The sequence below is a fragment of the bacterium genome (genome assembly GCA_024224155.1).
Taxonomy (GTDB): Bacteria; Acidobacteriota; Thermoanaerobaculia; order Multivoradales; family JAHEKO01; genus CALZIK01.
In genome coordinates this window covers 1-21,632 of record JAAENP010000022.1, presented here as the reverse complement: position 1 = coordinate 21,632, position 21,632 = coordinate 1, and the positions used below count along the sequence as shown (strand labels likewise).

Here is a 21,632-nt window from a genome sequence, read left to right as displayed (position 1 = left end):
GAGCGGGAACAGAGGCCCCGCGACCACGAGTCGGCGACGGCCGGGCCGGAGCGCGAACCAACAAAGAACCGAGGCTCCGAGGACGACGAGCCGCCAGGGCTCGGGCAACACAACGGCAACGGCGGCGGCCGTGGCCGCCAAAGCGCCCCGCCACCGCAACCCGCTCGGGCTTGAAGAAGTCAACGGTCCCCTACCGCGCGCTGAACGTGCAACCGGCATGCCTGACGGGGCTGCTTTCGGCAAGATATGCCTAGCCTGACCTTTTCACCGAGCCCGTCGGCTACAGCATGGGCACGTCGACATCGTGACTCCGCGCCCATTCGACCGCCTTTTCGTAGCCGGCGTCGACGTGCCGAACGATGCCCATGCCCGGATCACCGGTCAGCACCCGCTCGAGTCGCTCTTCGGCCTCCTGGCTGCCGTCACAGACGACCACCATGCCGGCGTGCAGCGAGTAGCCGATGCCGACTCCGCCGCCATGATGCACGGAGACCCAGGTCGCGCCGTTGACCGCGTTCAAGAGCGCGTTCAAGATCGGCCAGTCCCCGATCGCGTCCGAACCGTCCTTCATACCTTCGGTCTCTCGATTCGGCGACGCGACCGAACCGCAATCGAGGTGATCGCGGCCGATCACGATCGGCGCTTTGACTCGTCCCGACGCCACGAGGTCATTGAATGCCTTGCCGGCGCGGGCCCGCTCGCCATATCCCAGCCAGCAGATTCGAGCCGGAAGACCCTGGAAGGCGACCCGCTCGCGCGCCAGGCGAATCCATCGGCCGAGAGCCTCGTCGTCCGGGAACAGATCGAGAATCGCTTCATCGGTCGCGGCTAGATCGTCCTCGTCCCCGGAGAGCACCGCCCACCGGAAGGGTCCTTTGCCCTCGCAGAAGAGCGGCCGCATGAAGAGCGGAACGAAGCCCTCGAAACCGAAGGCGTCCTCCACTCCGGCCTCGAGCGCCTGGCCTCGCAGGTTGTTGCCGTAGTCGAAGGTCACAGCACCTCGCCGTTGGAGCTCGAGCATCGCCCGCACGTGCGCGGCCATCGAGGCCATCGACCGGCGCATATACTTCTGCGGATCCGCGGCTCGAAGCGTTAGAGCTTCCGCGTAGGAGACCCCTTGCGGCACGTAGCCCTCGAGGGCGTCGTGCGCAGAGGTCTGGTCGGTCAGCACATCCGGGACGATGCCCTCCTGAACCAGATACTCGAGCAGATCCACGGCGTTGGCCTCGACGCCGATCGAGACGGCCTCGCCACGCTCACGGGCGGCCAACGCCTCCGACACGGCGCCAGGGATGTTCACGGCCACGCGATCCAAATACCGGGTCTCGAGGCGCCGCCCGATGCGATGTCTATCGACCTCGGCGATCAGCGCGACGCCTTCGTTCATGCTCACCGCGAGCGGCTGAGCGCCACCCATGCCGCCCAGGCCCGCGGTAACGGTGAGCCGACCCTTGAGCGATCCGCCGCAGTGCTGACGCGCACATTCGGCCAGGGTCTCGTAAGTGCCCTGGAGGATTCCCTGCGTGCCGATGTAGATCCAGGAGCCGGCGGTCATCTGGCCGAACATGGTCAGCCCCAGACCCTCCAGCCGGCGGAACTCGTCAGCGGTCGCCCAGTGCGGCACCAGCAGCGAGTTGGCGATCAGCACGCGCGGCGCCCCTGGATGCGTGAGAAAAACCGCCACGGGCTTGCCCGACTGAACCAGAAGCGTCTCGTTGTTTTCCAAGCGTCTCAGGGTTCGGACAATCGCTTCGAAGCATTCCCAGTTGCGGGCCGCCTTGCCCGAGCCACCGTAGACGATCAGCTGTTTCGGAAGCTCGGCCACATCCGGGTCGAGGTTGTTCATCAACATGCGCAGAGCGGCCTCTTGCTGCCAGCCCTTGCAGGAGAGATCGGTTCCTCGGGGCGCTCTGATCGTTCGGGGTGCTGCGATCGTTTCAGGCATGCCTGAATTGTACCGCCAGGTCGGGCTACTGGCTTGGTTCCTGGCCTCGCTCGAGAACGTTTGTAGTGGTCGAGCACCGTGTCGACCGACTCTGCGTTAGATCAGGCCGATAGCAGGCCGCCGGTGCCCTCCTTTCGCTCGCACGGAGAGGCTTCGCTCCAGGAGGCACGCAGCCGGCCTCTCCCGGTATTGGACCTACTCCAGCCCTTCGATGTGCGGCTCGACTTCGCAGCGAAGGAACTCCTCGCCGGCGCGCAGGTCGTCGGCCATGACCCGATTCTCGGTCCACTTCGGCACCACGGCGCGGACGTCCCGAAACACGGCCTCGAGCACGGGGCTGCTCTCGAGCGGCCGCCGAAACTCGATCCCCTGGCAGGCTGCCACAAGCTCGATGGCGAGGATACGCAGCGTGTTGTCGAGCACCCGGCCGAGCTTCAAGGCCGCACCCATCCCCATCGAGACATGGTCTTCCTGACCGGCGGAGGTCGGGATGCTGTCGACCGAAGCCGGATAGCAGAGCGTCTTGTTCTCGCTGGCAAGCGCCGCGGCGGTGACGTGCGCGATCATGAAACCCGAGTTCAAGCCCGAGTTCTCGACCAGGAACGCCGGCAGGTCCGAGAACTTCGGGTCGGTCAACTGCTCGATTCTCCGCTCGCTGATCGACCCGAGCTCGGCCACCGCGATGCTGAGAAAGTCCGCCGCCAGCGCCATCGGCTCACCATGGAAGTTGCCCCCGGATACGACCTGGCCGCCTCCGGGACCGTCAGGGAACACCAACGGATTGTCGGTGACCGAGTTCATCTCGATCTCGAGCTTGCGCTCGACATCCGCCAGAACGTCGCGAACGGCGCCGTGGACCTGCGGCATGCAGCGAAAACTGTAGGGGTCTTGCACCCGCAGATCGTCGACGCGATGAGACTCGCGAATCCCCGATCCCTGAAAGAGCTTCCAGAGATTGGCCGCGCTCGTCTCTTGCCCAGGATGCGGTCGCAGCCTGTGTACGCGCGCGTCGAAGCCGGCGTCCGTGCCCCGAATGGCGTCGGTCGAGAGCGCCCCGACCAGATCCGCGATCTTGGCCTGGCGCCGAGCAGAGAGAGCGCCACGCGCCACGAGCGCCGTCATGGCTTGGGTTCCGTTGATGAGCGCCAACCCCTCCTTGGCCTCGAGCGTCAGCGGTTCGAGACCGGCCTCGAGCAGGGCCTCGGCGGCGGGTCTCTCGACTCCTTCGACCGTGAGCGAGCCCGCGCCGATCACCGGCAGAGCCAGGTGAGCCAGGGGTGCGAGATCCCCGGAGGCTCCCACCGAACCGCGGCTCGGAACGACCGGAAGCAGGCCCAGGTTCAGGAAGTCGAGCAGCCTGTCGATGATCCGCGAGCGCACTCCGGAGTGCCCCTGAGCGAGCGTGTTGGCCCTCAGGAGGAGCATGCCGCGGACGCTGCCCGGCCGAAGCGCTCGCCCGGCTCCGGCGGCGTGGCTCAGCAGCAGTCGCCGCTGGAGGTCCGCAAGTTGGTCGTTGCTGATCCGGTGGTCCGCCAGCAGACCGAAGCCGGTATTGACGCCGTAGACCGGCTTGTCCTGAGCCAGGATCTCCTCGATCGCACCTCGCCCCCGTCTCACCCGCTCCCGCGCCGAGTCCGCGAGAGCGACAGTCTCACCGCCCACCGTGACGCGATCAAAAGCCTCGAGGGTCAAGCCGTGGCCGGAAATTTCGAGCATCGAGGTGCGCGGTTGGACCGAAGCGGCCCTACTCCGACTGAAAGTCCACTGCCGGCGCTTCTTCGGCACCCGGCTGCGAGGCGAAGTAGCTCTTGGCCTCGAAGGGCCAGCCGAGTAGGTCGATGAACCACGCCGTCGGTACCCGGCGAATCCGCGTGTTGTAGGCCCGAGCCGCTTCGTTGAAGCGGTTCCGCTCGACCGAGATCCGGTTCTCGGTGCCCTCGAGCTGAACCATCAGGTCCTGAAAGGCGGCTACCGCCTTGAGCTCGGGATAGCGCTCGACCACCACCAGAAGCCGACTGAGAGCCGACGACAGACCGTCCTGAGCCTGCTGAAAACGCGCGAATGCATCCGGGTTGTTGAGCAGGTCGGGAGTAGCCTCGATACCAACCTGCGTCGCTTTGGACCGGGCTGCGATCACCTGATTCAGCGTCTCCTGTTCGAAGTCCGCCGCGCCCTTGACGGTCGCCACCAGATTGGGAATCAGATCGGCCCGGCGCTGGTACGCAGTCTCGACCTGTGCCCACGCGGTGGTGACGCGCTCTTCGGCTCCCACCAATCCGTTGTAGGCCCCGAAGACCCAGAAGACAACCAGTCCCACGAGCCCCAAAACAGCCAACAAACACCCGACAGCAGCTTTCATCGTCTGAAGTCCTTTCTCGCCCGCGCAGAATGCGCGGCTCGCGATCCCGACCCGATTCTATGGCAAGCCAGCACCAGAAACCTGCGACGATCCGCGTCTTCCCCGATGACATGCTCGCGCGCGCCACAGCGGCCACACCTTGGGGAATCGAGGCTCGCCCCGTGGACGTCGAGGTCGACGTCCAGAACGGCCTACCTCAGATCCAGATCGTCGGCCTGCCCGATACCGCCGTTCGCGAGAGCCGGGAGCGAGTCCGCGCCGCAATCAAGAACTGCGGTTTCCCGCTGCCGCCGCGCTCGATTGTCGTCAACCTGGCGCCGGCCGATATCCGAAAGGCCGGCAATCACCTGGACCTCGCGATTGCCCTGAGCCTGCTCACGGCGCTCGAACAGCTGCCGCCCGAGAGCCTGGAAGGTCGCCTCTTCTGCGGCGAGCTCGGGCTCGACGGTGGCGTCCGGTCCATTCGCGGCGGTCTCGCGATCGCGGACCTCGGGCGCGAGTTAGAAGCTCGCGAGCTGATCCTACCGACGGCCAACGCCGGCGAGGCCGCGGCTCTCGACGCCCTTCCGGTGATCGGTGTCGACTCCCTCACCGAGACGCTCGAGCACCTCCTGGGCATCAGGCGCGTCCGAGCCACCCGCGGTACGCGAGGCTTTTCCGGCAACGGCGGCAGCGCCTCCGAAAGTGGAATCGATCTCTCGGACGTGCGGGGGCAGGAGACCGCCAAGCGCTGCCTTGAGATCGCCGCCGGTGGCGGGCACAACCTGCTTTTCATCGGTCCTCCGGGAGCCGGCAAAACCATGCTCGCTCGCTGTCTTCCCGCCCTGCTTCCGCCGCTCTCCCTCGTCGAGGCCACCGAGCTCACCAAAATCGTGTCGATGGTGTCTGACCGGCCACCGTCGGGACTGGTCGGGCTGCGCCCGTTTCGCAGCCCGCACACCGGAACGTCGACCGCCGCCATGATCGGCGGCGGCTCCCTGCCCAAGCCCGGCGAGGTCAGTCTCGCGCACACCGGAGTTCTGTTCCTGGACGAGCTGCCGGAGTTCAAGCGCGACGCGCTGGAGGCCTTGCGCCAGCCGCTCGAGGGCGGCTCGGTGACGGTCGTCCGAATGCGAGCGCGGCTGAGCTTCCCGGCCCGGTTCGCGCTCCTGGCGGCCATGAATCCCTGCCCGTGCGGCCATCACGGCGATCGCCGCAACGAGTGCTACTGCTCGCCGCTACAGGTCGAGAACTATCGCCGCCGAGTCTCGGGTCCCCTTCTCGACCGCATCGATCTTCACGTCGAGGTGCCGGCGGTCGAGTTGAAGGACCTGCGCTCCCCCGGCGGCGAGACCTCCGAGACCGTAGCGGCTCGGGTACTCGAGGCGCGCAGCCGGCAGCAGCGGCGGCTCGAAGGCTCGCTGGCGGTCCCCTGCAACGCCAACATGGGCAACGCCAACCTGCGAGCGCACTGCCAACTCGACAGCTCCGCTCAGACCCTCCTCGACAGCGCCTTCGAGAGGCTCGGCCTCTCCGCCCGGGCTCTCACCAGAATCCTCAAGGTCGCCCGCACCATCGCCGACCTTTCGGGCGGCGACCAGATCGGCCCTGCGCATGTGGCGGAAGCGATCCAGTACCGGAGCCTGGATCGCCGCCTCTGCCATTGAGGGACAGTTACGAATGGCCAGGCTAGCTCGCGTCGTCGTTCCCGGCCTACCGCATCACGTCACTCATCGTTCCCGGCTTTCCCCGCCGCGCAGCCGGACTGCGCGTCGATCCAGTGGCGTTCAGCGGCGTTCGGACGGTCGAGACATCCCGCGCAGGATCGTCTCGAGGCTCGAGATGCAAGCCTGGACTGCGTCGGTATCGTCGCCACCGGCACGCCAGTGCGTCTCCAGGCAGGCGAGCTCGTCTCCGGCCTCGCGGCAGGCCTCGCGGACACGCTCGTCGGAGACGTGGGCGAGAGTCGGCGGGTGGGCGCCCGCTTCGGGCACTGGAACACTCAGAAACTGATCGGTCGCACGCCGCCGCGCCTCGGCGTCCTCCGCGGAGGTCGGCTCGGCCGACGGCGTGCCCCGGCCGGCGGGAGCCGCGGTGCCGGCGCCGGTCTCGTGGCGAGTGGTCTGGACCGGAGATTCGCCCTCGGACGCCTCACGCAACTGGTCGATCACACCGCGCAGGTCCGAAGCGATGGCCAGCAGCGCCTCGACGTCCGCCGGCTGCTGCTCTCGAGCCTTGGCGAGCCGCTCAAAGTCGGTCAAGGCGCGCCGATAGACTTCGTCTCGCTTCATCGCTGCACTCGCCTTTCCTTCGGCTTCCTGGGCGCCAGTTCCTTCGTCGGCCTGTGACTCGGCCGGCGACTCTCTGGCCGCGCCGGCGCAGGAGAGGCCCGGAGCCACCGCCGATGCGGCGAGCGCCACGCTCACCGCGACCGCAATCAGACCACGGACGGAGTCGTCGTTCCGCATGATCGTTCCTCTTCTATGCTCTGTTGATCCTCACCGACGAAACTCGCCTTCACACTCGTACTCGACGTGCAAGTCTCGGACCGGTGGCTCTCGAGGCGCGATCCGGCGCGCCGTACCACGCCACATAGCCGAGCCAGACGACAGCGACGCTCAAAATCGTCGCCGCCTCCCACAAATAGGTGTGCGCCAGGTCGAAGAGGTCCGGCCTGGTGACACCTATTTGAAAGAGGTGCACAAGGCGCACGAGATTAAAGCCGAGCAGAAGCGGAATGCCGATAGCGAGCCCCACCAGCTTGCGCCGAATCGGCGCGGGAAAGGCCAACACGCCCACCGTAAGGCACAGCACCGGTAGAAAGCCCGTGCAGCGGTAGTAGACCTCGTAGGCGAAGCCTCCGGGCGCGGAGAGAATCGGACCGTCACGAGCTACGGCGATACCGGCCCATTGGAGCACCCCGTAGGTGGTCTTCGCGGTCAGCAGTACCAACGGCGCGAGCGGCTCGCCCAGAACGTCCTCTCGATAGAAGAAGGGCACCGCGGCCGCGAACAGCGCGACCGCGATGAGGAAACCGCCGAGCGCTCGTCCGCCGGCCATTACCGCCCGCCAGCCTCCCCTCTGCGACGACGAGAATAGAGGCCGATCGCAAGTATCGCACCGAGCACGAGTAGCAGACCGAGAGTGGACAGATCCGGGACCTTGACGATAGCGGAGTCCGAATCACCGGGTATCGAGCCCGAGACGCTGGCATCGCCGTCGGCTGCCGCCGTGGCCATCGTCGTTGCGACGCCCGCTGCATCGGTCAGCGCCGACGCCGCGCTGAGCGTGACGATGCCCGCCGGACTCGCGCTGAACGACACGGTCTCACCCGGCACCGGAGTGCCGCCCTGCGTTACCGTGGCCTGGATCGTCGTCGTGTCTCCGACGTCCAGGGTCACGGGGTTGAGGTTGCTTACCGAGATCGTCTTGGCGGCCACGCCCGTCTCGAAGCGGAGGAATCGAGGCTCGATGTTCGAACCGTTGCCGCCGCCCTGCAAGCTGTAGCCGGTCGCGAACCAGGCGTCCGCGTCGTTCGGATCGGGCCTCACGGTCAGATAGTCGCCCCACTTGTTGTTGTCCGGCGAGTGGGTGCCGTTGACTGTGGTCTGGATCTGCCAGTTGCCGGTACCGTCGAAAGTGCCGACGGCGTGGCTCGGGCTGTGGGTTCCACCACCGAAGAAGACCGAGACGCCGACCTCACCGTTGCCGTTGGTGCTCGCCGCGGGATACGCGTATGCGAAATTCGGATTCCACAGGTGGGGCTCTCCAACCAGGGCCATCGAAGCAGTGTCGACCAGGGCGACTCGAACCTGCGGATGGGCGAAGCCGAAGCCCTGTGCGGCCGACCAGCCGAAGCCGGCGACGCCGCCCCTGAGCCAGGCAGCCGTGATCCGGGGATCGGAGCGACCCAGCCAAGGTCCGTCCGGTCCCGCCCCGGCCCGCGACGCGTTGCTCCACGGCTGGACCATGATGTCGGTGCTGGTCAGCGCGTTCCCGCTTTCCGGCCAGGCGAAGACCCGGATGGTGTCGGTGGTGAGGTGGTTGGCGAAGTACATCGTGTCCGTGGCGCCATGTGTCGGGCGCAGGCTGAAATCAACCGTCGAGTTGAAGAAGGTGAAGTTCAGAGCCGCATTGGCAGCCATTTCGGCGAGCGACAGGCGCAGAATCACGGCGCGAGTGAAGTTGTTGGTGGTGGTGGTGAAGGCGTTGGTGGTGACGTAGAGGAAATTGTCGCTCAACGCCAGATCGGGAAAATCGAACCACTCGTTGTTCCACCCACCGACGCCCAACGGAGTGAAGTCGTAGAAGCTCCACTGCTGGTTGGCGATGTCGGCACCGACCGCGACCGCCACCCGAGCGGTGTTTTGATTGGCGTCCTTCACGTACTGCAGGAACCAGATCATCATGTCGTTGCTCGGGTCGTAGATCGCCACCTGGTCGCAGCAAAACGGCTGGCCCGGAATGGCCGGGAACGTCGTGCTGGGATTCACGTAGCTGAAGCTCGCGCCGCCGTCCGTCGAAAAGCTGGCGAACCAGTTCGACGTGTAGAGGACCTCCTGTCCCCGGACCGCCAAGCTGGGCTCGAGAACCGTCGAGGTGACGCTGTTGGTCGCTGGATTCCCCAGCGGGTTGTTGGTGCTGATCGCAACCGACGGCGAAGTGACCGGCGTGTTGAGCGGTGGCGCCGGCGGCGGCATAGCCAGCGATCGCGCCGAGCTTTCACCCAGGGGTCCCGGGCGAAGGTGATCGGAGAGCAGAGCGTCTCGCCGTTCGCGCTCGGCGGCCGGATCGGACGGCGGCTCCATGGCCAGGGAGCGCGTAGAGCCAGCAGGCGCCGGCACCGAGGCGGTCTGGGCCTCGTATTCCTGGGTCGTTCCAGACTCGTCGTCTTGGCTCCAGGCTACTTGCGGTGCCAGAACCAAGGCCAGAATCAGGATGGCAGCTACGTTGCGCTGGACGTGCATACAGTCCTCCTCTCAGTGCTGTTTCTGGATTGCTGGCACTAACCTAACGCAGAAGACTAAGATTAGCGCGACGCTTTGTCGGCGAAAGCCGACATTCCGCCAGCAAGAACCGACAGATCTTCAGCGGTCAGCCGGGCCGGTGACTACGCTTGAAGGCCTGGGGACTCTGGCCGGTGACTCGCTTGAAACTGCGCTCAAAGGTCCGCAGCTCGCGAAAACCGAGAGAGTACGCGAGCTGGGTGATCGATTCGTTGCGCCGGCAGAGCCTCTCCTTGGCTCGCTCGATGCGCAGCGATGCCAGCCAGCTATCGAAACGCACGCCGGTCTTTGCCTTGAAGAAGCTCCCGAAATAGCCCGGCGAAAGCCCTGCCACCTTGGCTGCTCGCGGAACCCCGATCGGTTCCGCCAGGTTCTGCTCGACGAACGACCTCACGTTGCCGAGCCGCTCGTAGTAGGAAAAGACCGCTCCGTTGACGCGATCGCTCTCAGACATTCGCCCTCCCTTCGTGAGACCCTAACCACGCTCTGATCCTCGATCCTACTCCCAACCGGGGGTCGCGGAGTAGGAAATCGGTTTTCAGCGGCGCGTGGTCTTGGGCCGTGAAGTGGCCTCGGAACGCGCGGATACCCCTCGGGCACCGGTTTCCGTCCTCTCAGCTGGACGTTGTGGGAACGCAACCCTGCCCGTGCGGCCATCACGGCGATCGCCGCCACGAGTGCTACTGCTCGCCGCTTCAGGTCGAGAACTATCGGCGCCGGCTCTCCTCCTCCGCTCAGACCCTGCTCGACGGCGCGGGACGGGTACAAATGGCGCGGCTCTCGAGAGCCAGACCGCCGGATTGGGCGCTCCAAGGCCCAGCGTCCCAGAAAAGCCAATCTCCAGTCTGAGTGAAGAACTGCGCTGTCCGGTGGACGAGAGCGATCTAGACTCAGACGTCCGGGTCACCTGGAGCTTTGTACGATGCACGGCGAACTAAACCACGCCAAGTTTGACAATCCGTCCACCACCGAATCGGGCGAACCCCTCGAACGCGACACTCCAGTCGTCACCGAGTCAAGGCAGACCTCCGAGCGCAGTCCGTTCAAGGTGGGGTTCAGCGTATCCTTTGGCGCAGTCACTCTCGCCCTTCTCGTGGTCACCGCAATAGAGAACATGGACTCCATTGCGCCACGTCTGATCCCGACAATCGACAAGTCTGCGGCAACAGTATCCGGACCACGGCAGCAGCGATTCGAGCCCTCGGCACTAGAAGCTCCCGCGGCACCGCTCGGGTCGAGCCGGTTGAGTGAAGCCCCGCCGATCGACGACGCTTCCGAGCCCGACTACGAAGCTGAGAACTTCGCTGCCGATTTTGAAGACAGCCTCGCACTCCCCAACGAAAACGCCGACGGGGCGCAAGAATTAGCGCTCCTGCCCCCAATCAGCGAGCCGGAACCCGAGATCGTCCAGAGGACTGAGGCACAGCTCATCCGCCTGCCGCGGCCGAGATACCCGATGGCCGCCCGACGGCAAGCGCTAAGGGCACAAGTCCGAGTCAAGGTGCTGATCGGGGTCGACGGCAACGTCAAGGAGGTCAAGCTCGACGGCGGACCCGTAGGAACCGGCTTCGACGAGGCGGCCCTGGCGGCCGCCAAAGACACGCGATGGATGCCCGCCACCGAGAACGAGGCGTTTATCGAGACCTGGACCGATCTGGTCATCAGATTCGAACCGTAGAGGCACACTCATGCGCACGTCGTATGAACTCAACATGAACCAAATACGGTCCGGCAGCCGCGATGACTGGCTCACCGGCCAGGAGCACTCTTCCTTCGGCCTCGGTCCAGCCTGAGAGGCTCGGCTCTTGGAAACCGTGAAAAAAGACCGGTGCGAGCGGAGGCATCCTAGCCTGCACCGACTATGTCTCCCGGCTCAGCCCGGCAATCTCATGCGTGCCAGTAGTCTTCGAAAGCGGCGTTCCGGACGCAGCGGGTCGAGCTCCGGATCCACGCCTAGATCGACCATCCAGCTGGAGCGGGTCTCACAAGCCTCTTCGAGCAGATCCAGGGCCTTTGCCCTTCCCCCCAGGTGGAGATGCACTTTGGCCGGGAGAAACGGGGACGGCGCCGTTTCCGGGGCGGACCTCCCAGGCGACGTCAGCTGAGCCAGGACCACCTGTGCCTCTTGCCGACGATCGGAGGCGGCGCAGGCGACCCCCAGACCGGCCAGGGTGAACGGGCTGCCGCCGGATAGCTCTACGGCCCGGCGGCAGGCTTCCACGGCCTCCTCGGAGCGACCCTGCTGGAGGCGCGCTCGGCCCAGGACGAAAGCCGCCACCGGGAAGCGGGGATCGAGCTCGCAGATCCGGCGGGCCACCTCGGCAGCTTCCTCGAACCGACGGGCGTGGTACAGCAACCAGCCCTCCACGGCACCCACGATTCGTGACAGAGGATCGAGCCTGCGAGCTTGCCGCACCCCCTCGAGGGCTTCGACGTGACGTCCCATCTGGGAGAGGAACTCCGCCCGATTCCGATGAACCGAAGCCAGATTGGAGTTCAGTTCCAGGGCGCGGTCGTAGGCGGCCTCGGCACCATCCCAGTCCCAGTCCCAGCGGTGGCGCAGGAAGGCCAGCTCGGCATGGGCTTCGGCGAGCCCGGGAGCCAGGCCTAGCGCGTGCTCGGCAGCGGTGCGAGCCCGCGAGAAGCCCTGCTGCGGCGCCAGCAGTCCGTACTCCACGGCCATGTTGTGGGCACCGGCGAGAGCGGCATGGGCGGCGGCGTAGCCCGGGTCCGCCTCGACGGCTCGCCGGAAATGCACCAAAGCCTGAGCCAGGCTGTCCTGGGTTCGCTCGTTGAAGAGTCGCAAGCCCTCGAGGAGCTTCCGGCGGGCCGCGGGCGCCGGGAGCGGCTCGGAGGGAGCCGCAACCGGCTCTCCCAGGAGCGCCCGTGCCAGAGAGCCGGCCACGTCCTCGGTGATCTGCCGCTGCAACGTAAAAACGTCCGTCAGCGGGTGCTCGTAGCTCTCGGCCCACAAGAGGGTCTGATCCGCGGTGGCGACGAGTTGAGCACTAACCCGCACCCGTTCCCCGGACCGGCGAACGACCCCCTGGAGAACATGGTCTACCCCCAACTCCTCGCCGAGCCTGTCGGCTGTCGGCGCTCGGCCCTTGAACTGCTGAACCGAGGTGCGGGCAATGACCGCGAGCCGTTGTGGAGCTAGACCCCCGAGCCGAGTCATCATCTCCTCCGTGAGGCCATCGGCGAAGTCTTCGAGGTCCGCCTCCCCACCAGCGCTCTCGAAAGGCAGCGCCGCGAGCAGCTCCCGACCCCGGGAGCCTTCCGAGGGCCTGGACGCATGGACGGGAGCAAGGAACCGGTAGCCGCGTCGGCGTACGGTTTCGATGAAACGAGGGTTGGCGGCCGAATCGCCCAGAGCGTCCCGGAGCTTGTTCACCGCAGCGTTGAGACCGTGCTCGGCATCGACGTGGTGGCCCTCGGGCCACAGGGACCGGGTCAGCTCATCACGGGTCACCAGGCCGCCGCCTCGGTCGAGGAGGACCGACAGGACCTGCCACGGTTGCTCCTGCAATGGCACCGTCAGCCCGCGCCGCCACAGCTCGCCGGTTTCCAGATCCGCCTCAAAGAGGCCGAAACGCAGGATGTGTCGGTCTCGACGCAAACCGATCTTCTGAGACATGCAGCAATGGCACAGCCCCGTAGAGAAGCTCTGCTCCAAGAGGCCAACCGCCGGCGCCAGTCTACTATTCCCCCGGAGTGCCGCCTTGAGGTTCGCGGCCAAATAACTGATTTTGAAGGGTTTACGAGATGATATTGAGCGTCTTCGGCGATGAGATGGGGAGCATTGTGCCTCCGAAGGATCAACGACATCGTCGCGTCATGAAGTCACCTTCTCAAACGCTTCGGAGAGTCCCAACGGTGCTCTCCATCACGAAATGCCCTGTTCGCTTCCTGATCGCCTTCGCCGCTCTGGCGGAAGCGCTGGGTCTTCCGGCCGCTTCCTTGGCGGGAGCCGAAACCTCGATGACAGCCGCAGACGTGATCCAGCGCACGATCGAGGCCCACGGCGGTATGGAGGCCTGGCACCGAGCACCGACCATCAGCTATGAGCACACCTACGTGAACCCTGCGGACCCAAAGGATCCCTGGGTCTCCCGGGAGACCATCGAGCAGGGGCGCCGCCGCGCCTATCTGGACTGGCCCCGCGATAACGCACGCATGGCCTACGATGGCGCGCGAACCTGGTCGCTGAACTGGAAGCGGGACAATCCGCCCAAGTTTCACACCCACCTCGCCTACTACTTCCTGAATCTCCCCTGGTTGACCCAGGACCCGGGAGTGCGTCTGGAGGGATCCGGCACGGGCATGATCCCGGGGGACCCAAAGGAGTACCTGACCGTCACGATGACGTTCGCTCCTTCGACGGGAGACACGCCGGACGACTACTACGTTCTTTTCATCGATCCAGAGACCCACGTCATGAAGGGAACCGAGTACATCGTCACTTACGCCGCCATGCTGGATCTGTTCGGCCTGCCGCCGGAAGCCACTCGGGTCGGACCCTTTTTCAAAGTCTACGACGAGTACGTCACGGTGGACGGTCTCACGGTACCTGCCCGCTACCGCACGCTGAGCCCGACTGGAGACTCATACGGTGACCACTTCGTCCGGGACGTCTCCTTCCGCGAGCCGTTCGACGCCTCGCGGCTGGCCATGCCTCCCGGTGCCGCGATCGACGACTCCGATCCGCGGCACCGCGCGGCACCGGCCCCTTGAGCTCCAGCGGCCCACGCGCCTAGCTCCAAGCGAGCCGGCCTCCTCGGTGCTAGGGGCCTCCCCGATACAACCTCTTCAGGGCTGACGACTCGAACAACAAAGCCGAGGCCAAGGTGATGGCGGCGACCGTTCCCAAAATGAGAGCCATCCTCAAAAAGGGCTCTCCCTGTCCGCTCCGCCGTAGCGCCAGCACGACGAGCGTTCGAAACCACTCGAGGGCCCCGAGGATCAGCACCACCTGCACGAGGCGAGCAACCCACGCCCGCCGGACCGCGAGAAGCCCCAGGAGGCCAAACATGCCGATGACGGTCAGCAGGCTGCCCCCGCGCAGAAAATGCGCTCCCAGGACGAGAAGGCTGAGAACGATCGGGATGAAATGCAGGAAGGTCATGTCGGTGCTCAGGACCACCCATTCTACGCACGACGAGACCCGCCTTCCGCTGGCAGAGCGGCTCGAGCCAGCCGGTACAATCACCGCTGTGATCTGTAACCCGAGAACCACCCCGTTCCGGGCTCGCTTGGCGGCCGGCTGCAGCGCAGTCCTCGTCCTCTTCAGCCTCTCCTGCGCGTCGGCGCCCGGACCCCCGACCGAGCCCGCTCCCGATTCCGGCGACCGGAGTTGGCGCTACGCCCTCGTTATCGACGCCTCCAGCAGCGCTTCCACGCTCCAGATCTTCGAGTGGCGGCCCGGAGTCGCCGGCCGGCTGCCGCGCGTAGTGGCGGCACCTCGAGCGGAAGGCGGTGCCCACGAGGACAGTTGGGAGAAGCGTGTCAAGCCCGGCCTGGGTGACTACGCCGGACGGCCCGCCCAAGCGGCGGCCTCGCTCGAGCCGTTGGTCGAATTCGCCCTGGAGAAGATCGGCGCCGAACCCAGCACGCTCACGAAGGCCGCGCTCTTCGTGCGCGCCACCGCCGGCATGAGGCTACTCGAGCCGACCGACCGGGAGGCGATTCTTGCGAGCCTCGAAAGCTACCTCGAAACGACGCCTTTCGGGACCACGTCGGCCCGGGTGATCAGCGGTGCCGAAGAGGGCGTCTACGGCTGGATTACCGTCAACTACGTGCTCGGCCACCTCGAGCACGGAGGGAGCTTCCCCACGGTGGGCGCCCTGGACCTGGGCGGTGCCTCGACCCAGATCACCTTTCAACCGCTCGACTTTCCGAAGCAGCACGGCCAGACGGTCTCTCTCGGCCGGAACGCCTACCACCTGTACACGAAGAGCTACATCGGTCTCGGCCAGGATCAGGCCCGAGAGACCGTGGGCTCGTCCGCGTGCTTTCTCGTCGGTTACCCGACGGCCCACGGACCCGGCACGGGTGATTTCGACGGCTGCCGGCTGGCGATCCGGACCCGCCTGGCCGAAGCCTGTCCCGAAGACGAGCGACCTTGCTCTCTCTTCGGTGCCTACCAGCCTCCTCTCTACGGAGACTTCCTGGCGCTGTCGGTCTATGCCTACGCGGCCGACTTCTTCAGCCTCGATGAGCGGATGAGACCCGAAGCCCTGGCTGACGCGGGCGCGGCGTTCTGCGCCAGGGATTGGGTGAGCTGGGTGGCCGACGAACCTGGAATAGCCGGCGACCCCTACCTGCCCAACTACTGCTACGCCGCCGCCCACATCGTAACCCTGCTCACCGACGGTTTCGGTTTTCCGGCCGACACCGACCGCATCAGCGCGCCGCTGAGAGTCCAGGGCACTCCCATCGGCTGGACCCTGGGCGCTCTGCTCTACGAACTCGCCGGCAGCGCCGACTGACGGCCTCTTCCCGACCACGCTCGGAACCGGCGGCCGAGAACGCCGACGGTGAAGACGGCACAGCCCGGAGGCCGCCTCAAAACAGGGGCTAGGCCGCAGCCTCTTCGGCCGCGGCTCCGGCCACCGCCTCCGGCCGCTTGCGGTGCGCCTCGAGGAAGGTGTCCGGGTTGCTCAGCAGCCGCGCGATGTCGAAGCCTTTGCGCATTGCTTTGGGCGTGATCTTGCCGCTGACCAGACCGCCCGCAAGCTGCAGATAGAACCTCAGCTTGCCGCGATGCTTGAAGAAGATGTCCCGGCTGGCGCTCCAGAGCCCCGCGAACTCCCTGTAGAACTCCTCGAGGGGAAGCTCGGTGGGCAGAACCGTGTGGATGAGGTCGTACATCTCCCAATCGAGTGTGGCAACGTTCTTCTTCGCTTCGTCCCAGAGATCGGTCCCGGGCAGCGGCGTTAACACCGTGAAGCCGGCGTTGTAGGTCCCCATCTCGTCCATCCAATTCCGCAGTCGGGCGAAGTCCTCCCGATCCCAGGTCGGATCGACGATGAAGTTGCAGCTGTAGCCGACCTTCAGGTCTTTGAGAATCTGAATCGCTCTGACGTTGTTCTCGGCGCTGTTGCTCTTGTTCACCGAGCTGAGACCGGCATCGTCCACTTTCTCCACCCCGAGGAAGGCCGTCAGATAACCGAGGTCCTTCCACATCTCAACCAGGTGCGGGAACTTGCAGATGATGTCCGTGCGCGTCTGGACCAGAAACGACTTGCGAATGCCGGAGTCGTGGATCGCCTTCGCAAGCTCCTCCCCTCTCTTGACATCGAGCCAAAAGATGTCGTCGGTGATGAACACGTGAGGCGAGTCGATCTGCGAAAGCTCTTCGACGATCCGCTCTGCCGACTTCTGCCGATACGTGCTCTCATGGAATTTCCAGACCGAGCAGAAGTTGCACTTGAACGGGCATCCCCGGGCGGTCTCGAGCAGCGCCATGGGCCTGCGGAACTGAAGGTAGTAGTGATGCGCGTACTCATCGATGAGGTGCCGAGCCGGTAGCGCCATCTCGTCCAGGTGATGACGAGCCGGCGGCGGACCCGTGTGGCGTTGGCCGTCCTTCGTGTTGAGCACGAGGCCCGGCGCTTCCTTGGGATCGACGCCGCGATCCAGAGCGTCGACCAACGGCGGGAACACGTCCTCACCGTCACCCAGAGCGACGGCGTCGAAGACGGGTTGCTGAAACCACTTGGGATCACGTGACGCGTCGTGGCCGCCGATCACGATGTAGGCATCGGGCAGCTCATCCTTTACCAGCCGGGCCAGCTCGAGCGCCTGGTAACGCTCGGTGGTGAAATTGCACTGGAGTCCGACGATGTCAGGCTCGAAATCACGCGTTTTGGCCACGCCCCTTTCCATGCCTTCGATCCGAACGTCGACGACGGCGCATGCGTGTCCGTCCGGCTCGAGCGCGCCGGCGACGCATTCCAGGCCGAGAGGCTCCACGAAGGTCAGCATGTCCAGACCCAGTGCGCCGGTGCTGGGCGGCTTGAGCAGTGCGACTTTCATGAGCTGGTCCCCGCGGGTGGTCTGTGCATACGCCGGGCTCGGGCCCGACCCGCGCTTGCTCCCCGCCTCCCCCGGCGTGCCGAAAGTAGTGATCGACGAGCGAATTGTAGACCAGACCGGGGTTTCGAGCCAGGACGCGAATGTCCGGCGAGCGCTTCTATTTGGACCCTTCCATGATCCTTCGCATCAACTCGGGGTCCTCCGGCAGCAGGCCAGATGTGGGTAGTCGTGGCGTCAAGGTCCGCCAGCGCGGTTGCTCCTCGAACACCCGGCGAAGAATCGGCAGGGCCTCATCCAGCCGACCCGCTCCGATCATGGTGATCGCCTGCCAGTATCGGACCTCGACGTTCTCGGGCAACATGTCGGCCGCGGTGGCGTACTCCCGCAGCGCGCCGGCAATATCGCCCTCGGCGAAGTACCCGTCGCCGCTGTCCATGTGCTCATACGCCCGGTGGACCTCCAGGAGCCGGCGCAGCTCCTCGAGCGGCCGGCCGTGATCGTCGACTCGGAGATCGACCTTGCGCTCGCGCCAGGGAGAGCCGTCGCTGGTTCCGGGCACGACCAGGATGGCCGCCGATTGCCGTCCTCGGATATCGCCACCTTCCGCCTGCGCGGCCTCCAGAGCCGACATCAGCCTTTCGGCCAGGTCACCCTCGGCGGCCTCGAAGGCCACGGCCATGGCCTCCCAGACCGTGTCCTTCTCCATGAGATTGGCCTGGACGGTAAATCCGTCCCCCGCCAGGTGGCCGGCCTCGGCAATGCACTTCTCGCCCGTATGCACGGCCACGTTGCCGTGCCGATCGACCATCGCGACCTGTCGCACGTCGGCATTGTCATCAACGCTCAGGAGAGCAGCGAGTGCTTGGGGTGCGGTCTTGCCGGCACGCATCAGCTCCAGCCCGAGCGGACCGTAAGAGATCTCGGTAAACGACTGGGTGGCCACCGCGCCAACTCCGGCCTCTGCCCAGGAAACCCCGGATCCGACCGAGAACCAGTGCGACTGCACGGCAACCCCGAGATCGCCGGTCGTGGCATCGCGGGCCACGATCGAGTAGGTGTGCACCGGCCGGCGTGGCGAGAGAGTTTCCGGTGGGGCTGCACCCCGCGCCGGGCTCGAGGCCGTCGCTGCCAGCATCGCGAAACCGATCAAGACACCTTTCATGAATCCCTCTCCTTCCGATGTGTTCCCGCACTCAGATCCGCAGAACCGAGCCCACAGATTCTCACAGAGAGCCGAGCGCCTTCAATCTGACGGCGTGCCCCATCTTCAACTGAGCCAGTTGCTAGACTCCGCATCCACCGATCGGCCCCGCTCAGGGGAGATCTACTTCGTGAGGATCGCCATGGTTCCGCCCGCTCGCTTCGTACTCGCCGGATGTCTGCTTCTCGCTCTGGGCTCGGCGCCGGCCGTCCTGCTCGCGCAACCTGCGGACTCCGGCGACGCCGAGCTCGCCCGCCTGGTTGCGGCGATGCTCGCGCAGACTCCCATGGAGAGCGATCTCCGGCAGCTCACCCGCGAGATCGGCGGCAGGGCCACGGGCTCGGACGCGAACCGCCGTTCGGTCGAATGGGCGCTGGACCGGTTTCGCGAGGCCGGAGTGAGCGCTCGGGCGGAGGCCTTCGAGATGCCCGAGCTCTGGCTCGAGAGCTCGGCCGCCGTGCACGTGCGAGGCGAAGGCGTCGAGCTCGTCCCGGGGACCGCGGCCATGCCGTTCTCGACTCCCGCGCCCGCGCCCGGCATCACGGCGCCGCTTCTCGACGGAGGTAGGGGTACCGAAGAGGACTTCGAGCGCCTCGGTGACCTCGCCAAAGGCGCCTTCCTGCTCGTCGAGACGGTCCCCCTGCTCGACGTGGAGGGCCTGTTTCGGGAGTACGCGGAGGCCTTCGAAATCGAGCGGCGCGCGCTTGCGGCCGGAGCGGCCGGCATTGCCTACATGAGCTCGCGTGCCGAGGGGCTGCTCTATCGGCACAACTCTTCGCTTCGAGGCGATGACGCCAAGACCATGCTGATCCTGGACCGCGGCGCCGCCCAGCGCGCGATGGACCTACTTCGGCTCGGCAAGGAGCTTTCGATCAACGTTGTCCTGGACCTCGAGACCGGCCCCGCCTACACGGGTTACAACGTGATCGGCGAGATCACAGGCTCGACCAGGCCCGAGGAGGTCGTGGTCGTCGGTGCCCACCTGGATTCTTGGGATCTGGGAACCGGCGCCCTCGACAATGGAGCCAACGTCTCTCTGCTGATCGATATCGCCAGACAGATGACGCGGCTGGGCATCCGCCCGGCGCGCACGGTGCGCTTCGCCCTGTGGAATGGCGAGGAGCAGGGCCTTTGGGGCTCGCGCGGCTACACCCGAAGTCATGCTGCCGAACTGGACGACCACGTGATGGCCATGTCTTTCGACATCGGCTGCGGCCTCATCAACGGCTTCTTCACCGGCGGCCGCCCCCAGATCCTGTCCACAGTCGAGGCCTCGCTTGAGCCGGTTCGAGGCCTCGGTCCGTTCGCCATGATCGACGTGCCGATCGTCGGCACCGACAACTTCGACTTCATGATGGAAGGCGTCGCCAACATCGTGGGCAATCACGAGCCCGCGCACTACGGCCCCAACTACCACGCCCAGTCCGACCGCATCGATCAGTGCGACCTACGCACCGTTCGACTCAATGGGGCGATCGTGGCCGCCGTCACGTGGGGATTCGCTCAGGCCGATGTCACCTGGTCTCGACAGACTCGCGCCGAGATCGAGGAGCTCATCGCGACCACGGATCTCGAGCAGCAGATGCGTTCGTTCAACGTCTGGAACGACTGGCTCGACGACACCAGGGGTCGACAGAACGGCTCGGACTAGCGACCCCTGCCCGGCACAATCGCTGGTACTCTAGCGGCCATGGCGAAGCAGAACTCATTCGACGTCGTCTCGAAAGTCGAGATGGACGAGGTCAAGAACGCGGTCAACCAGGCCCTCAAGGAGGTCTTCCAGAGATTCGACCTCAAGGGCAGCAATTCGTCGATCGAGCTCAACGACAAGGAGGCCAAGCTGGTCCTGGGCTCGGCCGAGGAGTACGGACTCAAGGCGGTCATCGACATTCTCCAGTCCAAGCTGGTGAAACGGGGGGTTTCGCTCAAGGCGCTCGACTACCGCCCGGTCGAGCCTGCGGCCAAGGGCAGCGTGCGCCAGACGATCACCCTGCAGCAGGGCATCCCCACCGAGAAGGCTCGGGAGATCGTCAAGATCATCAAGAAGAGCAAGCTCAAGGTCCAGGCGGCCATCCAAGCGGATTCGGTGCGCGTTTCGGGCAAGGACCGCGACACGCTGCAGGAGGTCATCGCTCTTCTCAAGGAAGAGGATTTCGGCATCGACATGCAGTTCGAGAACTACCGCTAGGCTCGAGCCAAGCGAATGTGCACCGCGCCCTTGACAGGGCATATTGGCCAAGTAGAATAACCGCCGATTCGCCTTTTATTTGGCTGCTACTTCGGTCGGTCGACAAAAAGCACCCAGGCAGAGATGGCCCCTACGAAGCACACCATCATCTTCGTGCCACATGCGCGGGCGCGGTTCGTCAAATGGCGAGTCTCGAGCCGGCGTCTGGCCGTCGGCGCAGGAGCTGTGGTCGTACTCGCGCTGGCGTCGCTGTTTACCACGTGGTCCTTCTTCACCAACACCATCGACCGCAGCGAGCTCGCGCGGATCCATGACGAGAACGGCGAGCTCCGAAAAGTCAACGAATCCTTCGAAGGCAGCATTCGGAACCTCGAACGACAGCTCGCCGAATTCGAGAATCGGACCCACAAACTGGCCATCGTTGCCGGGCTCGAGGGTCTGGATGGAGGAGCCGAGGCCGGTATCGGCGGAGCCGACTTTCCGGGACAAGTGAGCACTCCAATCCCGGCTCAGGGCGGCCTCGAGCTCCTCAAAGAGCGCGCCCAGCTGGTGCTCTCGGACCTCGAACAGATCGAGGGCACTCTCGAAGAGCGCGAGCGCTGGATTTCTTCTACTCCGGCGATCGAGCCGGTCAGGGGCATCTTGACCAGCGGCTTCGGTCGCCGGCGCGATCCGGTGACCGGTCGTCCGGCGGCGCACCAAGGCATCGATATCGCTACCGCACCCGGTCGCACGGTGCAAGCTCCGGCGGAAGGAATCGTCGTCGAGGCCGGACGAGTCGGTGGCCTGGGCAACGCGGTTTACATCTCGCACGGATACGGCGTCACGACCCGCTACGGGCACCTTTCGAGGATCGATGTCAAGCCGGGGCAGAGACTGGGTCGCGGCGACTCGATCGGCCGCGTGGGCAACAGCGG

19 protein-coding genes are annotated in these 21,632 nt (G+C 65.6%); 8 read left to right on the top strand and 11 right to left on the bottom strand.

Annotated features, from left to right (window positions below):
• Positions 1–280 precede the first annotated feature (280 nt).
• The 3 genes from hutU to GY769_02155 form a co-directional block, all read right to left on the bottom strand.
• Positions 281–1,945 (bottom strand): urocanate hydratase, encoded by a 1,665-nt coding sequence (gene hutU / locus GY769_02165; protein ID MCP4200724.1) that lies wholly within the window; start codon positions 1,943–1,945, stop codon positions 281–283.
• A gap of 195 nt (positions 1,946–2,140) precedes the next feature.
• Positions 2,141–3,661 carry a histidine ammonia-lyase gene (gene hutH / locus GY769_02160; protein MCP4200723.1) on the bottom strand — a complete coding sequence of 507 codons (1,521 nt, stop codon included), beginning with the start codon at positions 3,659–3,661 and terminating at the stop codon, positions 2,141–2,143.
• A 28-nt stretch (positions 3,662–3,689) separates the two neighbouring features.
• Positions 3,690–4,304 carry a LemA family protein gene (locus GY769_02155; protein ID MCP4200722.1) on the bottom strand — a complete coding sequence of 205 codons (615 nt, stop codon included), beginning with the start codon at positions 4,302–4,304 and terminating at the stop codon, positions 3,690–3,692.
• Between the two features lie 110 nt (positions 4,305–4,414).
• Between GY769_02155 and GY769_02150 the strand changes: the two genes are divergently transcribed.
• The gene (locus tag GY769_02150) at positions 4,415–5,950 is read left to right on the top strand and encodes a YifB family Mg chelatase-like AAA ATPase (protein MCP4200721.1); all 1,536 of its coding nucleotides are present in this window, start codon (positions 4,415–4,417) and stop codon (positions 5,948–5,950) included.
• Positions 5,951–6,070: 120 nt separating this feature from the next.
• On the opposite strand, the gene GY769_02145 is transcribed toward GY769_02150, so the two are convergent.
• The 4 genes from GY769_02145 to GY769_02130 form a co-directional block, all read right to left on the bottom strand.
• Complete coding sequence (locus tag GY769_02145) at positions 6,071–6,751, bottom strand: hypothetical protein (protein ID MCP4200720.1); 681 nt, start codon at positions 6,749–6,751, stop codon at positions 6,071–6,073.
• 49 nt (positions 6,752–6,800) lie between these two features.
• Positions 6,801–7,343 carry an exosortase H gene (gene xrtH / locus GY769_02140; GenBank protein MCP4200719.1) on the bottom strand — a complete coding sequence of 181 codons (543 nt, stop codon included), beginning with the start codon at positions 7,341–7,343 and terminating at the stop codon, positions 6,801–6,803.
• Positions 7,343–9,250, bottom strand: coding sequence for a hypothetical protein (locus GY769_02135; protein MCP4200718.1), 1,908 nt, complete (start codon positions 9,248–9,250; stop codon positions 7,343–7,345). The genes xrtH and GY769_02135 overlap by 1 nt, the downstream gene beginning before the upstream one ends.
• Before the next feature lie 127 nt (positions 9,251–9,377).
• The gene (locus tag GY769_02130; GenBank protein ID MCP4200717.1) at positions 9,378–9,743 is read right to left on the bottom strand and encodes a helix-turn-helix transcriptional regulator; all 366 of its coding nucleotides are present in this window, start codon (positions 9,741–9,743) and stop codon (positions 9,378–9,380) included.
• A gap of 32 nt (positions 9,744–9,775) precedes the next feature.
• On the opposite strand from GY769_02130, the gene GY769_02125 reads away from it, so the two are divergent.
• Both GY769_02125 and GY769_02120 read left to right on the top strand, forming a co-directional pair.
• Complete coding sequence (locus GY769_02125; GenBank protein MCP4200716.1) at positions 9,776–10,138, top strand: hypothetical protein; 363 nt, start codon at positions 9,776–9,778, stop codon at positions 10,136–10,138.
• Between the two features lie 73 nt (positions 10,139–10,211).
• Positions 10,212–10,967 carry an energy transducer TonB gene (locus GY769_02120; GenBank protein ID MCP4200715.1) on the top strand — a complete coding sequence of 252 codons (756 nt, stop codon included), beginning with the start codon at positions 10,212–10,214 and terminating at the stop codon, positions 10,965–10,967.
• Between the two features lie 195 nt (positions 10,968–11,162).
• Here GY769_02120 and GY769_02115 read toward each other — a convergent pair whose 3' ends face one another.
• A complete protein-coding gene (locus tag GY769_02115; protein ID MCP4200714.1) occupies positions 11,163–12,908 on the bottom strand; it encodes a tetratricopeptide repeat protein in 1,746 nt (581 codons plus the stop codon).
• Between the two features lie 257 nt (positions 12,909–13,165).
• Here GY769_02115 and GY769_02110 point away from each other — a divergent pair, with 257 nt between their 5' ends.
• Complete coding sequence (locus tag GY769_02110) at positions 13,166–14,023, top strand: hypothetical protein (GenBank protein ID MCP4200713.1); 858 nt, start codon at positions 13,166–13,168, stop codon at positions 14,021–14,023.
• Between the two features lie 49 nt (positions 14,024–14,072).
• On the opposite strand, the gene GY769_02105 is transcribed toward GY769_02110, so the two are convergent.
• Positions 14,073–14,432 carry a hypothetical protein gene (locus tag GY769_02105; protein ID MCP4200712.1) on the bottom strand — a complete coding sequence of 120 codons (360 nt, stop codon included), beginning with the start codon at positions 14,430–14,432 and terminating at the stop codon, positions 14,073–14,075.
• On the opposite strand from GY769_02105, the gene GY769_02100 reads away from it, so the two are divergent.
• Positions 14,419–15,777 (top strand): hypothetical protein, encoded by a 1,359-nt coding sequence (locus GY769_02100; GenBank protein ID MCP4200711.1) that lies wholly within the window; start codon positions 14,419–14,421, stop codon positions 15,775–15,777. The two genes, GY769_02105 and GY769_02100, sit on opposite strands and share 14 nt — an antisense overlap.
• Positions 15,778–15,865: 88 nt before the next feature.
• On the opposite strand, the gene GY769_02095 is transcribed toward GY769_02100, so the two are convergent.
• Entirely contained in the window at positions 15,866–17,326 is a 1,461-nt protein-coding gene (locus GY769_02095; protein ID MCP4200710.1) for a radical SAM protein, read from the bottom strand.
• 157 nt (positions 17,327–17,483) lie between these two features.
• Positions 17,484–18,488 carry a DUF1028 domain-containing protein gene (locus tag GY769_02090; protein MCP4200709.1) on the bottom strand — a complete coding sequence of 335 codons (1,005 nt, stop codon included), beginning with the start codon at positions 18,486–18,488 and terminating at the stop codon, positions 17,484–17,486.
• A gap of 181 nt (positions 18,489–18,669) precedes the next feature.
• Between GY769_02090 and GY769_02085 the strand changes: the two genes are divergently transcribed.
• From GY769_02085 to GY769_02075, 3 genes are all read left to right on the top strand, one after another.
• Positions 18,670–20,178 (top strand): M28 family peptidase, encoded by a 1,509-nt coding sequence (locus tag GY769_02085; protein ID MCP4200708.1) that lies wholly within the window; start codon positions 18,670–18,672, stop codon positions 20,176–20,178.
• A gap of 39 nt (positions 20,179–20,217) precedes the next feature.
• Positions 20,218–20,715, top strand: a complete 498-nt coding sequence (locus GY769_02080; GenBank protein MCP4200707.1) for a YajQ family cyclic di-GMP-binding protein — start codon at positions 20,218–20,220, stop codon at positions 20,713–20,715.
• 123 nt (positions 20,716–20,838) lie between these two features.
• The coding region (locus GY769_02075; protein MCP4200706.1) for a M23 family metallopeptidase at positions 20,839–21,632 on the top strand (794 nt) is incomplete at its 3' end.

Coding starts and splice junctions, on each gene's coding strand:
- hutU (MCP4200724.1), bottom strand. CDS start 1,945: ATGCCTGAAACGATCGCAGCACCCCGAACGATCAGAGCGCCCCGAGGA.
- GY769_02090 (MCP4200709.1), bottom strand. CDS start 18,488: ATGAAAGGTGTCTTGATCGGTTTCGCGATGCTGGCAGCGACGGCCTCG.
- GY769_02095 (MCP4200710.1), bottom strand. CDS start 17,326: ATGAAAGTCGCACTGCTCAAGCCGCCCAGCACCGGCGCACTGGGTCTG.
- GY769_02080 (MCP4200707.1), top strand. CDS start 20,218: ATGGCGAAGCAGAACTCATTCGACGTCGTCTCGAAAGTCGAGATGGAC.
- GY769_02155 (MCP4200722.1), bottom strand. CDS start 4,304: ATGAAAGCTGCTGTCGGGTGTTTGTTGGCTGTTTTGGGGCTCGTGGGA.
- GY769_02135 (MCP4200718.1), bottom strand. CDS start 9,250: ATGCACGTCCAGCGCAACGTAGCTGCCATCCTGATTCTGGCCTTGGTT.
- hutH (MCP4200723.1), bottom strand. CDS start 3,661: ATGCTCGAAATTTCCGGCCACGGCTTGACCCTCGAGGCTTTTGATCGC.
- GY769_02150 (MCP4200721.1), top strand. CDS start 4,415: ATGCTCGCGCGCGCCACAGCGGCCACACCTTGGGGAATCGAGGCTCGC.
- xrtH (MCP4200719.1), bottom strand. CDS start 7,343: ATGGCCGGCGGACGAGCGCTCGGCGGTTTCCTCATCGCGGTCGCGCTG.
- GY769_02130 (MCP4200717.1), bottom strand. CDS start 9,743: ATGTCTGAGAGCGATCGCGTCAACGGAGCGGTCTTTTCCTACTACGAG.
- GY769_02120 (MCP4200715.1), top strand. CDS start 10,212: ATGCACGGCGAACTAAACCACGCCAAGTTTGACAATCCGTCCACCACC.
- GY769_02085 (MCP4200708.1), top strand. CDS start 18,670: ATGGTTCCGCCCGCTCGCTTCGTACTCGCCGGATGTCTGCTTCTCGCT.
- GY769_02145 (MCP4200720.1), bottom strand. CDS start 6,751: ATGCGGAACGACGACTCCGTCCGTGGTCTGATTGCGGTCGCGGTGAGC.